Here is a 14670-nt window from a genome sequence, read left to right on the forward strand (position 1 = left end):
CGGGGCGTATCTTTAGTAAAAAGACACGCCCCGTTTTGTATTTATTTCGGTTAATAAAACAGATTTTTTTAACTATTTATAAATACCCATTGCGTTTCGTAGAAATTAATTTCACAGCACCTTTAAGCACTTTAACGTGTATGCTTTCAAATTCACCAATAACTTCGCCATCTAGTTGTAATAATCGTGGTTCATTAAAAGATATTTTAGCTTCCGAAGTACTTAGTACGGTTTGATTCTGACTATCTAGAAATGTCTCATCAAAACTAGATAATCCCGCACTGATTAATATGTTAGCATTTATTTTTTCTAGGATGACTAATTCGAATACACCATCCATAGGATTTCCATCTAAATTTAAAGGGACACCCGTTCCGTATTTCCGTGCATTACAAATTCCTAACATAACGCCTTGAAGCTCGTGCATGCTAGTATTACATTCAATTTTCATTTTAAAAGGCTCCACATTACTTAAGGCTTCAATAAAATACTTCGCATAAGTTGCCATACCTCTATTCTCATCCTTTTCGTATCCATTTACTATAGCAGCATTTATCCCTACATCTCCAATATGAATACAATAGTGCGTATCGTTAACACATAACACATCTAAATCGCCAATAATATTAGACATCAAAATATCTTTAAACGCCTCTATCGGTTTTTGAGCCACCTCCAACTCTACTGCCATCCCATTGGCAGAACCTAAAGGCACAATTCCCATAGGTATATCTGTGTTTAGTAAACCAATACTTGTAAATAATGTAGTACCATCGCCTCCAACAGACACAACACGATCGGGATTATAATCTTTTAAAATTGCTTTCAGCTTAACATCGTCCTCACTTCCCGACGTTTTAAATATCTGAAAATCTATACCATAATTTGTACAAATCGCTTTGGCTTCTTTTAAAAACGGCTCCTTATCTACACCTCCAGATATTGGATTCACTACAAATAATAATGTCATATTAATTCTTGTTTAAGGGTCTGTATTTCCTTTAAAATTAAGTTTAAATGTTCAGGTAAAAAATACGAAGCAGAAATTCCTGTATCTAAAACATCTTTCCATAATTGTTGCTGCTGTGCATTAACGGTTTTGCCGGTTTGTCTAATATAAATTTTCAGAATAAGATCCGGATAGGCCTTAGCTAAAGTAGTATAAATAGCCATATCTTTCTGACTGTCGTCGCCCACCAATATATAATATTTACTCGTTGAGTTTGTAATTAAAAACCGAATGGCTTCCAACTTAAAATCGACAGGTTTTTGTTTTAAAAGTTGCCATAAACTAAGATATGGTGTAAGTATCAATAATCCTTTAGGCAAATTATTATGCTTGATAAAGCGCGTTAACAATCCGAACAAATTAGATTCACTTTTAGAAACATAAAACAACCTTGGATTAACTTCTTGCCACGCTTTAAAGATATTCTGCGTAAAATCGATGACATCTCTTTTCTCTGGAATTAAAAACAGTAACGTTTTAATCCGCTTATAGAGATTAGAGGTATTTGAAATCAAAATTGTATCGTCAATATCAGAAATTATATCCAATGTTCTTTGCTCCTCTTGAAAAAAAATGGGGTAATCTTGAATGATTTTAAGAGGTATATCTTCATTTAAAATGGTGATTTTTAAGTCGTCGCTATATGCCTTTTCAGAAACAACTTGAAAGCGGCCAAAGGCATCAGTTTTTGTATATATAACTCCTGAGTGCGTATGTATACAAATTTCTCGATGTGCGAAAACAGAGGTAAAGTAAGAGCGTAAGACATTAATAGCATTTTGTAGTGCTTTGTCTTTTTTATTTTGAAATTCCCGTTGTCCTCGTAATATCACACCCTTATACCAGACTTTATCTGCAGAAAGTTTTAAAACTGACAATTCCCAAACTGATGCTTTTTTACTATAAACCATAAGTGTTTTTAATTCAGTTAAAAGATATAAAACTCATAGCTAACCTCAAAAATAATACACCAATAGTAATTCTAATGTTTCGAATTTAAAACACATAAAAAAAGCCTCAATATTAAAAAACATTGAGGCTTTATATGACATTAAAAATAAAAGTAGTGTCTACTTCATAAACTGTAAATTAATCCCTGTTAACACCTGAAATACAGGTTGTGTCCCTTTAACATACATAGAATATTGAGGTTCGACATACATATTAAATACTGTATTGCCTAATTTAACAACCTTTCCAATACCTAATGCGATTGGAATAGAATATGCGTCTTTTTGAAAATCTAAAACCCAAATTGGCGCACCTCTTAAATACGTCCCTTTACCCAATTGCCAGAAGTAAAATGGTTGGATGGCTCCTAAGCTTGTATCTGCTCTATCTGAATCTCCTGCAAATGAGGCTTGCCAAGTTATTAACCCTCCAAATTGAAATACGGGTGATTTAGCTACGAAAGCTACAAATGCAAATCCCCCTTGCCATTTTCCTGTTCCTAAAAGGTCGTCTGAAGCTGTTGGTGCAGTAATAGACGGTCCAATACCCATAGTTGTAGTGGCATTAGACACGAAATTATAAGATAAAAAAGCATTAAAATCTCCTGTACCACTTGTTGTATTTACAACCCCATTGGCGTTAGGCATCCCTAAAGACGAAAACGGCATAGAGGCACGTAATAACATTTTACCCTTTGCAATAGGTTTAGCAAAACGCACCCACATGGTGTTCATAAAGGCTTCATCTGGAGCTTCGGCTAATTTGGGCATATAATAATCTTGAAAACTTACCGCCGTCATATTGGCTAACGGATTGTTTGCTTGAGCAGCACTACCACTTGCACTAGTTGCCGTTGTATCTGCACTTTTTTCTTGAGCAAACAAAAATGTTGTACTCAGAAGGAAAACGGTGATTAAAATTTTACTTTTTTTCATGGTTTAATCTTTAAAAAGTTGAGTTAAAAAAAACATTATAATGAAATAATAGCCGCTAAAAATACATAATACCGAAGCTACAATACAGAATAAAACTGCTAAAAAATGTTCTCGCTTTTTAAAACCACATAATTTACTGACAGCATACCACTTAACAGATAAAAAAAACAAGAATGTAATCTTTTCAAATAATGAAGATATTTTTTATTAACCATCTAATTATAATTAAATTGACATTCATAAAAATTGCATGATGATAGACGTTTTATTAAAAAGTAAAGACCGTATTAAAGCGGAAAATGTGAGTGAAGTCCCTACCGAATTGGATTTTTATATCATGCAATTCCTCGATTATACCGATTCCGATTTACGATGGCTGGCAGAACATTATAATCTGGATTTTTCAATTATGAAAAATTATGAAGACATCGAAATTAGTTCTCACTTTTTAGAAAACGACAATCAAGCCGCTTTTCACTTTTCGATTCCGTATTACAACACAAGTAAAAAATTGGTTGAAGAACCGCTTTTCATTATTATTTCTGATGCCGGCCTATTCCTTTTTTCTTCCAGCAATATGGAAAATTATATTAACGACACCTATCCTAATAAGGCGATTCAATTACAGCGAACCACAGATTTAAAAAGTCTCTTCAATTTTCAGTTTGCTTTTATTGCAGATTATTACGCCGATATTACAGAAAATCTATCGCGTAAAATTAAATTGCTTGCTAATTCTATTTTAATTGAAAAGGAATTTTCCAGTCAAGAGATGGATATTATTACAAGATTCAACTTTAACAATCTATTAATTAAAGAATTACTTATTGAAACTACTCGGGTATTTCGTTTATATATGAAGAGTAATTGGGAACAGAAAATGGATATTAGGTCGAATATAAAAGACGAGTTAAACGACTTAACAGTGGTCTCCGATTATATTCAGTTTAATTTTGACCGTTTAGATGATTTAAAAGAAAATGTCTCGAATAAAATTGATTTAGAACAGAATTATATTTTTAAAACCCTTACCGTAGTTACCGTATGTATTTCACTGCCTACATTTATCGCTGGCGTTTATGGGATGAATTTTAATAACATGCCCGAAACGAACAGCGACTATGGATATCCTATCATACTTATTATTATGATTTTTTCTGCGGCTTTACCCTTCTTGTACTTTAAAAAGAAAAAATGGCTGTAACCTTATTTTTACATTAACGAATGACTGCAAAAGATACCGAACAATTTTGTCCAAAAAATCAAGACGACTGGAGAACTTGGCTTGCATTACATCATAAAAATAAAGCTTCTGTTTGGCTTATTATTTATAAAGTAAATACGCCTAATCAGAATCTCACATGGAGTGAAGCCGTAGACCATGCCCTTTGTTTTGGTTGGATTGATAGTGTAAAAAAATCTATTGATGCTGAAAGATACATGCAATTTTTCACCAAAAGAAAACCCAATAGTATATGGTCTAGGGTTAATAAAGATAAAGTTGACTATTTAAGCAAAAACGGATTGATGGCAGATGCTGGACAAGCTTGTATTGACATTGCTAAAACTAATGGCTCTTGGTTTATTATAGATACCGTTGATGCGCTTATTATTCCAGATGACTTAGAAGCGCAGTTTAAAAACTTCGAAGGTTCGAAGGCGTATTACGAGAGCTTGAGCAATTCGGTTAAGAAACAACTATTGTATTGGATTGTTAGTGCAAAACGAGAAGACACCCGTACAAGACGTATTTTAGAAATCGCCGAAAGTGCAAGTAAACGCATAAAGCCGAAACCGTTTCGATAATACCTAAACAGCATTATTTAAAAGACCAGATGCTTTTCACTATTAAAAAAATTAGAAATAGTTGTACAACTATTTTATGGTATACAACATTTCTACAGCCCCACTAGCATATGTTTTAGACGATTCTAAATGTAAGCCGGTTTCGTTAGGTAAAGCTTCAAATAAGTTAATCCCTTCTGTTAAGATAATAGGCATAACATACACTTGAATTTCGTCTATTAAACCTGCATTTAACAACAAGGTATTTATTTGTCCGCCACCAATGAGCCAAATATCCTTACCGTCTTTGAGTTTTAAATCTCTCATAAAATCTACGGGATTTTTAGAAACAAACATAGCATTTCTATCGTCACGCTTGGTTTCGTCTCTAGTAAAGACATAATTTCGCTTGCTTAGGTACGGAAATTCGATATCCCAACTTAAAATTTCTTTATATGTGGCATGTCCTTGAACAGTAGTATCTATAGAATCGTAAAAATTTGAATAGCCATAATCTGAATCATCTGGATTTGGAATTGCTTCTAACCAATCTACACCTCCATCGGCAGCGGCTATTTTTCCATTTAAACTCATGGCAATGTACAGTTTTACTTTTTTCATATTAAAGATTTAGAGCTGGTTTATGTAAATATAAAACAAACATTTTTAGTTCTATTCACCTAACAAATTGAATGTTAATATTTTTTTTAATACGGACCTAAAGGTCTTAAAAAATTTAATTAAAATCAAGTGTGTTAAACCTAATAAATCAAATTTTTAGTAGCAAATTTGGGTTCGGGCAGTTTGCTGTATAAAATGCCAAATCAGATACATTACAAACTCCAGGATAATCTCCAGAATAGGTTGCAATGTCTTTTATAATTTGAAAATGTAAATGTGGCGGATAATCGCCATTTACAGCCGAAGTCCCCAAACATGCAATCTCTTGTCCTTGCTTAACACCTTGACCCACTTTAATATTAGAAATAGACTCTAAACTTAAATGCCCGTATAATGTATAAAACTCGACATTAGAAACCTCGTGCTTTAAAATAATGGTCGGTCCATAATCGCCAAAATTTGTATTGTTTTGAAAGCTATGAATATGTCCATCTAAAGCTGCTAAAATAGGAGTTCCGGCATCGCACCATAAATCGACTCCTAAATGAATATTACGTGCGGTGTTTTGGTTTTCAGAATTAAAATAAGCACTCCGTTTATACAAGGTTCTAACCTCTAAATATCCACCAAAAGCGACCTTCGCTTTATTTTGTTTTAAATACGCATTTATAAAAATACTCAGCCTTTGCGACGATGAACTATCTACTGACTGTAGCTCTAAATTGGTTTCAGACAAATCTAAAGCGATATAGTCGGCACTCCTAAATTCTAGAGGCAATACCCTAATATCTCTATCCCTTAGATAATTAAGAAGTTTTGAAAAAGAAATATCTAACATGTACTTGTATTTATTCAAAAGTAAAAAATAAATCAACGCATGCATTACAAGTTTTTTAAGTTAATTATATTAAACATAAACACCGATTGCATTAAAAATTTATTACTCAAAATAGTAATGAAAACAAAAAAAATATGTTAATTTGAACACAATTCACTTGATAAAATGAATAATTAATAAAAAACAGCGATATAAACTGTTCAAAATTTTAAATTTATAATAACTTAATAAAAACAAACATGAAAAAAACATTACTATCATTGGCGGTTGTATTACTAAGCACAATGTCTTATGCACAATTTCAGGTATCGGCAAGTACAGGTTATGCCATCGCAAGTGCAGGTATGAAAACAGGAGAATCGATAAATTCATCAGGAACAGAAAACCATTATGGAAGTTACGGTGAGGGTGTAAACTTCCAAATTAGAGGAACCTATTTCTTTAATGAATCGTTTGGTGCAGATTTAAGTTTCGGATATTTAAATGGTGCAGATCAAACGATATCTAAAGTAGATTTACCAACTCAACAAGTAGACGCTATTGCAAGAGCTCGTGCTTATGGGGCATCTTTATCTATGGTCTATAAATTTACAAATAATGTGTATGGACGTTTTGGAGCCTTATTAAAAATAGGTGGGAAAACTGAAGCTGTAGTAAGTAATAGAGCTGATTTAACTCAGACGCAATTAGATCAATTTGCAGCAGCTGGTTTTACGCTTCCTTCTGGATCTTATACTCAAACAAATTATGTTGAAGACTTTCACGGTGTATTCCCTCTAGGTTTTGTTGCTGCTTTAGGTTATAAATACGATTTAAATTCTAATTTCAGTCTTTTTGCTGAAGCTGAATATTACGGAATTAGTTTAAAACGTAAAGACTCTGAACTTCAAAGTTTTAACACTGACTTATATTTACCAGATGGAACTTTAGCACAAGCTGGATTATATACTATGGATAATTTACCTGCAGGTCGTGCTTTAAAAATAACGTATTCTGATGAATTAACACACGCAGAGCAAGCTGATCCTTCTAAAGAATTAGCTCAAAAAGTACCATATTCTTCTTTTGGAATTAATATTGGTATTACTTATAAATTTAACAGCGCTTCTAAAGTGCAATAAATTTATTGCAAATATTATAAAAAAAGCGAAGGGTCTACCTTCGCTTTTTTTATGATTTTAATCAATATATCTGCCCTCAACTTAAGCCAAGAGCACAAAAATCAATGCTAAAATAGCAGGAACTGCTTGCACTAAGAGTATTTTTTTAGAGATGGTTTTCGCGCCATAAAGTCCTGCTGTAATTACACAAGCAAGAAAAAACAATCTAATATTTTTAGACCAAAGTGGATCCGAGATAAAGAAACTCCATATTAAACCTGCTGCCAAAAATCCATTATATAATCCTTGGTTTGCAGCCAATACTTTTGTGGTTTTAAACAACTCAGCCGGAAGCGTATCGAAAGTTTTCTTACCAACAGTATCCCAAGCAAACATTTCGAACCATAAAATATACAGATGCTCTAAAGCAACTAGAGCAACAAGAATTTGAGCAATCATTTCCATAAACTTTCTTATTAATTTTTTATAACGTCTTTAATAGCACCTAAATCTCCATCAATATTATCAGGGATTTCCAAACCTAACAACTCACAAATTAAGGGATAAATATTTATATTTTTAGTAGCTTCAATCGTTGTGCCTTTTTTAAATGCCGAACCATTCGCATAAAAAATACCATGCATATCTTTATAATCAGGATTAAACCCATGCACACCAGAGTGTAATTGCCCAATGTCTTTTTTATGTGCTATAGCTTTATTAGAAGTAAAGTAATAACTAGAATCTGCCACAACCTGGATGGATCCCCAATCTTTATGTTTTGGTGTATATTCGAAACCTGGTGTATCTGCTGTTTTATACACTTTAAAATGATTTTCTTTAGCTTTTAAGGTTTCAAATATCTTTGATGAATCTACATTTTCTTTCGGATGAATACTCAACATAGAACCATTATCTATGGTTAAAAATTCATCTTCATTTTTTATAGTTTCTAAAGGAATAAAATTAGAAGATTGAAGTTCTGTCATTCCGTGATCGGAAACAATTAAAATATTCACATCTAAGCCCGTATCCTTAACCCCTTGAAATAAATCGCCTAATTGACTATCTAAATTGAATAATGCGTTTTTAATTTCAGCTTTATTATTTGGACCATATTTATGTCCAATATCATCCATATCTGAAAAATACATCATGATTAAGTGTGGGCGTTTCTCTTCGGGCAATTTTAACCAATTTATGGCCTGATTTACTCGAGTACTATTTTTTACACGACCATCGTAATCATAATAATAAGTTGGACGTACACCATTAATTTCGGCTTCAGAACCTACAAAAAAGTAACTCGCCGTGGTAATTCCTGCATTTTCTGCATGACACCAAATTGGAGAACCTTTATAAAAACTGCCATCTGTAACTTGCTCCCTATTTCCAATTTTATAAATATCGTCTTTGCTAGAGTTGTAAAATGTATTACCAATTATACCATGCTTTTCTGGATACATTCCTGTGGCAATACTATAATGATTGGGAAATGTTTTTGAAGGAAAAACGGGTATTAACGACTCGGCTTGAGTACCATTTTTTATAAAATCTGTTAAAGCCGGTGGTTTATAAGTATTCACATAATCCCACCTAAAACCATCTAGAGAGATAAGGATCACATAAGGTGTATCTGTAGTGTCTTGCGCTTGTTTACTTGAATTTACAAGCGGTTTAGCCGGATGACAAGAACTCACTATAACTGAAAGGACTATTAATAATAGTGAATAATATTTATAGAGTTTAATCATACATAAAGCCAATTACTGAGTTAAAAGTACAAATATGATTATTTACAGCCTAATTGAAACTGTATCGTATTATTAATCGTTTAAATTATTATAACCATAACACTATCTAACGGAGTTTAAGCCCAAAACTCAGTTACGTTGAGAGTTTAATATTGACTTTAGTGCTAGCGCTTTTATCGATTTCAACATCATTTTGAAAATTTATAACTCTCTCTTGAATCCCTCTATTATTCCTTATTACACCATAGCACCATTTGCACCAATAACCTGACCGGACACCCACTTAGAGTCATCGCTTGCTAAAAACAATACGATTCTAGCAATATCTATAGGTTGTGCTAAACGATTAAACGCATTCATACCTTTTAATTTATCTAAGGTGTCTTCAGATTTTCCGGTTAAAAATAAATCTGTTTCTGTTGGTCCGGGTGCTAATGCATTAACCGAAATACCTCTTCCTATTTCTTTAGAAAACACTTTAGTCATTTGCTCTACTGCAGCTTTGGTTGCCGAATATATGGCATACGTTGGAAACATTAATTTTGCTGTAGACGACGAGAAGTTAATAATACTTCCATGGTCTGCTAATTTAGCTTCTGCTTCTTGTAGTGTATTAAAAACACCTCTAACATTTACTTCAAATTGTTTTGTGAAATCGTCTTGAGTATTATCTTTAATTAACTTTGCTTTCATAACTCCAGCATTGTTTACCAACACATCGACTTTCCCGTAAGTTTCAATGGTTTTATCGAAAAGCCTGGTGACATCGTCACGGTTACTCACATCGGCTTTAATTGCCAAGGCTTTTCCTCCATTTTCAATAATAGTTTTAACGGTTTGGTCTGCATCAGATGTACTATTTGAATGATTTACAATAACCGTAGCACCGTGTTTCGATAATAACAAAGCAACCTCTTTACCAATTCCCCGAGATGCTCCTGTTACTATAACAACTTTATGTTCTAGATTCATAATATTTACTTTTTTGAAGATTATAATTTTAAAACAACCTAATTTACATTAACTCCCCGATTAAGATATTACTTTTTTAAAGCAATTAAACGATCGGCTACCAATGCTAAATTAGATTCATTAATTTCAGGTTTAGGAGACAACGGATATAATTGCGCTCCAGGTCGGCTAATAAAAGCACCTTTCCAATTAGCCCATAAAGCACCAGAAATATCCCAACCGTGAGCTGCTACTAATAAACATTCTTCTGGCTTAACTCCCATTTTTCTTGCAGCCCATGTATATGCATCTACATGTGGTTTAAACTTCCCTATATCTTCAACACTTAATCGTGCTTCAAAATAGTCTAATAAACCTGCGTTTCTAAATTGAGTTTCTACGCCTTTGTTAGATGAATTTGTAAAAGACACCAATTTATAACCTGCATCTTTTAGTCTTTGTAACGCTTCTTTTACTTCTGGATGTGCAGGTAAAGATCTAATTGGTCCTAATATGGCTTGTCTAGCATCTGCTTCAGTTATGGTAATTCCATTATTGGCGGCAACCATTTGTAAGGCAGCGGCACCAATAATACCAAAATCGTTATATTGATTTGCTACAGTTGATACTAAAGAATACTGCAGCATGGTTGTAAACCACAACGGTAATAAGTCACTTCTATTTCCTAATGCTTGTCCAACACTTTCCTTCATTACTGTAAGATCTAACAAGGTTTCGTTTACATCGAAAAAGAGCACTTTAGGTCTCGTTGTTAATTGATCTAATTCATTATTTAGACTAGCTGTACCCGCTATTCCCATTTGTGGTATAGCAGCACTAGCCAAACCAAACATGGCTGTTTTTTTAATAAAGTCTCTTCTGTTATTTTTCATAGTATGTGATTGTTAAAACATACCGATTGGTATGTTATTGAATAAAAAAATTATGCTTTCAATTGATTTATATAATCTGAGAGCCCTAATATATAGTCGTCTAAAACAAGGTCGTCGTCATATAATTTTCTGATGCCTCGAATCCCTTCAAACGCACTAATTAAATAGATAGCAACGGCTTGACTAGAAACATTTACTTTAATTGTTTGTTCTTTTTTTCCGCGTTCTATTATAGCAACTAGAGCAGATTTCCAAGAATTAATGATTTGCTTTAACGCGAGCTGATAGGCTGTTTCGAAATCGCCAATCTCGTTAATAAAATTATTCATTGGACATCCATGTTGTTTTTCGTAGATATTGAAAGCCTTTAAACGCTCTATAAACGTAGACTGCAAAATGGTTAAGGCATCACCCGTTTGAAGCAGAGGAAGCACCATACCTTCCACAACTCTCTTTTTAACTTTTAAAGAAATAACTTCTAAGCCTAAGTCCTTTTTACTAGAATAGTGATGATAAAAAGCACCTTTAGTTAATTTAGAAGCTTTCATAATTTTATCGATACTGGTCGTTTTAAAACCCTGCTCGTAAAACTGTTTAAAAGCCTCGTCTATTATGATTTGTTTAGTAAGTTCTGATTTTAATCCTTGTTGCATGTTACAAACCTAAATAAAAAATACTAGGAGGTATGTTTTTTAACAAAATGTTTGAATTAACATGTGAGTAGATGAAAACTTAGACACCAACAAACAAAAAAGAGAGTGATTAAAAATTCTGATGTCTACCAAAAAAAGCATAAAAAAAAGGGCCTACAAAATGTAGACCCTTTTAAATTATAAAATGATATTATATTAGATACCTAATGCTTGACCACCACCAATTTGAACAGTTTCAGCTGTCATGAAAGATGCATCGTCACTAGCTAAGAAAGAAACCACACCAGCAACTTCTTCTGGCTGACCTAATCTTCCTAATAAAACACTGTTAGCCCAAGAAGCAAAAACTTCTGGCTTAGTAGCTTTAATTTGAGCGTGGAAAGGTGTATCGATAGTACCAGGAGATACTGCGTTTACTCTAATTCCGTATTCAGCTAAATCTTTAGCTAATGCTCTAGTAATAGACTGTACTCCACCTTTAGATACTGAATAAATTCCAGCTCCAGGTCCTGCACCATTCCATGCTGCATTAGAAGTATAGTTTATAATTGAAGCATTTTCACCTTTCTTAAGGAAAGGAATCGCTGCTCTTGAAGCAAAAAATACTGAATCAAGGTTTAAAGCCATAACAAATCTGTATTGTTCAGTTGTCATTTCTTCAAATCTAGCTCTAACACCAATACCACCTGTATTGTTTACAAGAAGATCGATTTTTCCGTATTTTTCACCAATTTTAGTGATATTTTCAGTAACAGCTTCGTCTTTAGTCATGTCGAATCCGTAGTATTCAGCAGTGATTCCAGCAGCAGTAAGTTCAGCTACTCTTTCAGCTCCAATTTCATCTTCAATACCGTTTAATATAACAGTATATCCATCTTTACCTAATCTTTGAGCTACTGCGAAACCAATTCCACCTGTAGCACCTGTAATAACTGCAACTTTTTTTGAATTACTCATTTTATTAATATTTAATATTTAACTTTAATTTTGTTTTTATTTATACTCTTTACTCTACGTTCTTAATTTCTCTAGCGAAGTAATAGATTGCTCCAACACCTAGCGGAACGAATACTGCAATCGCAATAAAAATTGGTGTGTAAGACACTTCAGCAATAATAGGTACTAAGAAGTTCATGATGATTACAGAGAATACACCAACCATTCCACCTAATCCAGCTAATGACCCAACATTTTTACCGTTAAAGAAATCACTTGGTAAAGTTTGAACGTTACCAATAGCAAATTGGAAACCAAATAATACTACAAATACAATACCTACAAATCGTTCTGGTGTATTACCAAAGAATACTGTAGCTACTAAACCTAAGAACATGATGATACCACCAATTAAAATGGTTGTCTTACGTCCTTTATCAATAGAATTTGTTTTAGATATAATTTGACCTGAAACATAACCTCCGGCGATACTACCAATAGCAGCACCAACATAAGGTACCCAAGCAAACATACCTACTTCTTTTACATCGAAACCATAAATATCGAATAAGTAAATTGGCATCCAACCTACGAATAACCACCAGATTGGCTCTAAGAAGAAACGTCCAACAACAATAGACCACGCTTCTCTGTGCGATAAAATTTGTGTTAAGGTTAATCCTTTTACATTATCTTCTGCGTCACGATCTGCTTGACTTTGACCGTCTAATATATATTGTTGTTCTTCTTCGGTAATCCAAGGGTGTTTCTTTGGTCCTGCTTTATTAATAAGCAACCATGGAATAATCCATAAGATACCAAAAGACCCCACAATCATAAAGGTAGTTCTCCAACCATATGCAACGAAAATCATTGCAATAAACGGCGGTGCAATTACAGAACCAATAGAGGCTCCTGCGTTAAATAATCCTTGTGCAATGGCACGTTCTTTAATAGGAAACCATTCGGCATTACTTTTAACTCCACCTGGCCAGTTACCAGCTTCAGATAAACCTAATGTACTTCTAAAAAATGCAAGTCCTAAAAATCCTCTAACTGTTGAATGTAAGAAAGATGATAATCCCCAAACTCCAATACTAATAACGTAACCTAAACGTGTTCCCACTTTATCGAACAATTTCCCTGAGAACAATTGCCCTAAAGCATATGCAACCATAAAAATGTTAAGAATATTACCGTAGTCTGTTTTGGTTAATCCTAAATCGTAAGAAATAGACCCTGGAAGGTTTTCATTCCCCCACATTACTGCTAATGCACTTCTGTCGATGTAATTAATTACTGAAGCCAAAAATATGAGCCCAATAATAAACCACCTTAATCCTTTTACTTTCATAATACTTTTTTGAGATTTTCAAGAAAAAAATGCGTGACATATCCTTTTCTTGTTATTAATAATTGTTGCATTAAAAAGGTAAAGAGCAATTGCTTTTTACCTCTCTTAATATTTTATTCTACGTTATAACAATACTGGTATAACGTTTTAAAATGCACCTTAAGCGCTTCACGTGCTTTGGTTGTATCTTTAGCTTTTATAGCTTCATAAATAACTCTATGTTCGTTTATGGCAGAAACAGTTAAGTCGTCACCACAAACATGATATGCTCTAAAATTGGTTATAATTTCTGGAGTTATCTTTAACATAAACGCATTTAGCATGCTATTACCACAGGCTTTTGCAATAGTTAAATGAAATAATAAATCTTCTTGTACCGCTTTTTCTCCGTTGATAATTTTTTCTTCATAAGCTTCTAAAGCATTTTTAATGTTTATTAAATCTGCTTCAGTTCTTCGTAAGGAGGCTAATTTTACAATTTTTAATTCTAATAGAATTCGGGTTTCAACCAAAGATTTAAAATCTGGAACAGTAAGTTCTAGAATATCTTTAACCATACCATTCATTGCGATAATTCCCATATCGGCAACAAAGGTTCCGCTTTGAGGAATGGATTTTAACAATCCATAAAACTCTAATCTATTGATAGATTCTCTAACTAGACCTCGGCTTACACCAAATTTTTCAGACAACATACGTTCTGAAGGTAATTTATCACCAGGCTCTAAATTTTTTGAGTTAATAAGCTCAGCAATCTCTGCTATAATCTTATTATGAATCTCATCATGATCATTATTCATTAAAACTCCTAATTTCATCTAATATCTAAAAAATTGGTTAACCAGTTTTCAACTGCGCAAAACTACAAAAAAAGTTATCAATCTGTACTT

The 14670-nt window shown here is 33.2% G+C and carries 16 protein-coding genes; 3 read left to right on the plus strand and 13 right to left on the minus strand.

Annotation, left to right across the window (positions count from 1 at the left end; translation table 11 throughout):
• Nucleotides 1–76: 76 nt before the first annotated feature.
• The 3 genes from BN863_RS13360 to BN863_RS13370 form a co-directional block, all read right to left on the minus strand.
• Nucleotides 77–970, minus strand: coding sequence for a diacylglycerol/lipid kinase family protein (locus BN863_RS13360; protein WP_038531509.1), 894 nt, complete (start codon nt 968–970; stop codon nt 77–79).
• Complete coding sequence (locus BN863_RS13365) at nt 967–1920, minus strand: phosphatidate phosphatase App1 family protein (RefSeq protein ID WP_051774817.1); 954 nt, start codon at nt 1918–1920, stop codon at nt 967–969. The genes BN863_RS13360 and BN863_RS13365 overlap by 4 nt, the downstream gene beginning before the upstream one ends.
• Before the next feature lie 159 nt (nt 1921–2079).
• Complete coding sequence (locus BN863_RS13370) at nt 2080–2895, minus strand: hypothetical protein (RefSeq protein ID WP_038531512.1); 816 nt, start codon at nt 2893–2895, stop codon at nt 2080–2082.
• Between the two features lie 250 nt (nt 2896–3145).
• On the opposite strand from BN863_RS13370, the gene BN863_RS13375 reads away from it, so the two are divergent.
• Both BN863_RS13375 and BN863_RS13380 read left to right on the plus strand, forming a co-directional pair.
• Nucleotides 3146–4099, plus strand: coding sequence for a CorA family divalent cation transporter (locus tag BN863_RS13375; RefSeq protein WP_242404034.1), 954 nt, complete (start codon nt 3146–3148; stop codon nt 4097–4099).
• Nucleotides 4100–4119: 20 nt separating this feature from the next.
• A complete protein-coding gene (locus BN863_RS13380; protein ID WP_038531518.1) occupies nt 4120–4701 on the plus strand; it encodes a YdeI/OmpD-associated family protein in 582 nt (193 codons plus the stop codon).
• Nucleotides 4702–4770: 69 nt separating this feature from the next.
• On the opposite strand, the gene BN863_RS13385 is transcribed toward BN863_RS13380, so the two are convergent.
• Nucleotides 4771–5301, minus strand: a complete 531-nt coding sequence (locus BN863_RS13385) for a dihydrofolate reductase family protein (protein ID WP_038531521.1) — start codon at nt 5299–5301, stop codon at nt 4771–4773.
• 148 nt (nt 5302–5449) lie between these two features.
• On the minus strand, nt 5450–6139 hold the full coding sequence (locus BN863_RS13390; protein WP_038531523.1) for a peptidoglycan DD-metalloendopeptidase family protein: 690 nt from the start codon (nt 6137–6139) through the stop codon (nt 5450–5452).
• Nucleotides 6140–6378: 239 nt separating this feature from the next.
• On the opposite strand from BN863_RS13390, the gene BN863_RS13395 reads away from it, so the two are divergent.
• Entirely contained in the window at nt 6379–7260 is an 882-nt protein-coding gene (locus BN863_RS13395) for an outer membrane beta-barrel protein (RefSeq protein ID WP_038531526.1), read from the plus strand.
• An 81-nt stretch (nt 7261–7341) separates the two neighbouring features.
• Here the strand turns inward: BN863_RS13395 and BN863_RS13400 are convergent, their stop codons facing one another.
• From BN863_RS13400 to BN863_RS13435, 8 genes are all read right to left on the minus strand, one after another.
• Nucleotides 7342–7704, minus strand: coding sequence for a DUF1304 domain-containing protein (locus BN863_RS13400; RefSeq protein WP_038531530.1), 363 nt, complete (start codon nt 7702–7704; stop codon nt 7342–7344).
• An 11-nt stretch (nt 7705–7715) separates the two neighbouring features.
• Entirely contained in the window at nt 7716–8993 is a 1278-nt protein-coding gene (locus BN863_RS13405) for an alkaline phosphatase family protein (RefSeq protein ID WP_038531532.1), read from the minus strand.
• Nucleotides 8994–9230: 237 nt separating this feature from the next.
• A complete protein-coding gene (locus tag BN863_RS13410; RefSeq protein WP_038531536.1) occupies nt 9231–9965 on the minus strand; it encodes an SDR family oxidoreductase in 735 nt (244 codons plus the stop codon).
• A gap of 68 nt (nt 9966–10033) precedes the next feature.
• A complete protein-coding gene (locus BN863_RS13415; protein WP_038531539.1) occupies nt 10034–10837 on the minus strand; it encodes a haloacid dehalogenase type II in 804 nt (267 codons plus the stop codon).
• 50 nt (nt 10838–10887) lie between these two features.
• Nucleotides 10888–11490, minus strand: coding sequence for a TetR/AcrR family transcriptional regulator (locus tag BN863_RS13420; RefSeq protein WP_038531542.1), 603 nt, complete (start codon nt 11488–11490; stop codon nt 10888–10890).
• 195 nt (nt 11491–11685) lie between these two features.
• On the minus strand, nt 11686–12447 hold the full coding sequence (locus BN863_RS13425) for an SDR family NAD(P)-dependent oxidoreductase (protein ID WP_038531544.1): 762 nt from the start codon (nt 12445–12447) through the stop codon (nt 11686–11688).
• Nucleotides 12448–12496: 49 nt separating this feature from the next.
• Nucleotides 12497–13780: an MFS transporter gene (locus BN863_RS13430; RefSeq protein ID WP_038531547.1), complete on the minus strand. Its 1284-nt coding sequence runs from the start codon at nt 13778–13780 to the stop codon at nt 12497–12499.
• 113 nt (nt 13781–13893) lie between these two features.
• Nucleotides 13894–14598 (minus strand): FadR/GntR family transcriptional regulator, encoded by a 705-nt coding sequence (locus BN863_RS13435; protein ID WP_038531550.1) that lies wholly within the window; start codon nt 14596–14598, stop codon nt 13894–13896.
• Nucleotides 14599–14670: the final 72 nt, after the last annotated feature.

The sequence above is a fragment of the Formosa agariphila KMM 3901 genome (genome assembly GCF_000723205.1).
Classification (GTDB): Bacteria; Bacteroidota; Bacteroidia; order Flavobacteriales; family Flavobacteriaceae; genus Formosa; species Formosa agariphila.

Bases quoted from the DNA above. Each gene is read 5' to 3' on its own strand.
- BN863_RS13360 (WP_038531509.1), bottom strand. From the start codon at position 970: ATGACATTATTATTTGTAGTGAATCCAATATCTGGAGGTGTAGATAAG.
- BN863_RS13365 (WP_051774817.1), bottom strand. From the start codon at position 1,920: ATGGTTTATAGTAAAAAAGCATCAGTTTGGGAATTGTCAGTTTTAAAA.
- BN863_RS13370 (WP_038531512.1), bottom strand. From the start codon at position 2,895: ATGAAAAAAAGTAAAATTTTAATCACCGTTTTCCTTCTGAGTACAACA.
- BN863_RS13375 (WP_242404034.1), top strand. From the start codon at position 3,146: ATGATGATAGACGTTTTATTAAAAAGTAAAGACCGTATTAAAGCGGAA.
- BN863_RS13380 (WP_038531518.1), top strand. From the start codon at position 4,120: ATGACTGCAAAAGATACCGAACAATTTTGTCCAAAAAATCAAGACGAC.
- BN863_RS13385 (WP_038531521.1), bottom strand. From the start codon at position 5,301: ATGAAAAAAGTAAAACTGTACATTGCCATGAGTTTAAATGGAAAAATA.
- BN863_RS13390 (WP_038531523.1), bottom strand. From the start codon at position 6,139: ATGTTAGATATTTCTTTTTCAAAACTTCTTAATTATCTAAGGGATAGA.
- BN863_RS13395 (WP_038531526.1), top strand. From the start codon at position 6,379: ATGAAAAAAACATTACTATCATTGGCGGTTGTATTACTAAGCACAATG.
- BN863_RS13400 (WP_038531530.1), bottom strand. From the start codon at position 7,704: ATGGAAATGATTGCTCAAATTCTTGTTGCTCTAGTTGCTTTAGAGCAT.
- BN863_RS13405 (WP_038531532.1), bottom strand. From the start codon at position 8,993: ATGATTAAACTCTATAAATATTATTCACTATTATTAATAGTCCTTTCA.
- BN863_RS13410 (WP_038531536.1), bottom strand. From the start codon at position 9,965: ATGAATCTAGAACATAAAGTTGTTATAGTAACAGGAGCATCTCGGGGA.
- BN863_RS13415 (WP_038531539.1), bottom strand. From the start codon at position 10,837: ATGAAAAATAACAGAAGAGACTTTATTAAAAAAACAGCCATGTTTGGT.
- BN863_RS13420 (WP_038531542.1), bottom strand. From the start codon at position 11,490: ATGCAACAAGGATTAAAATCAGAACTTACTAAACAAATCATAATAGAC.
- BN863_RS13425 (WP_038531544.1), bottom strand. From the start codon at position 12,447: ATGAGTAATTCAAAAAAAGTTGCAGTTATTACAGGTGCTACAGGTGGA.
- BN863_RS13430 (WP_038531547.1), bottom strand. From the start codon at position 13,780: ATGAAAGTAAAAGGATTAAGGTGGTTTATTATTGGGCTCATATTTTTG.
- BN863_RS13435 (WP_038531550.1), bottom strand. From the start codon at position 14,598: ATGAAATTAGGAGTTTTAATGAATAATGATCATGATGAGATTCATAAT.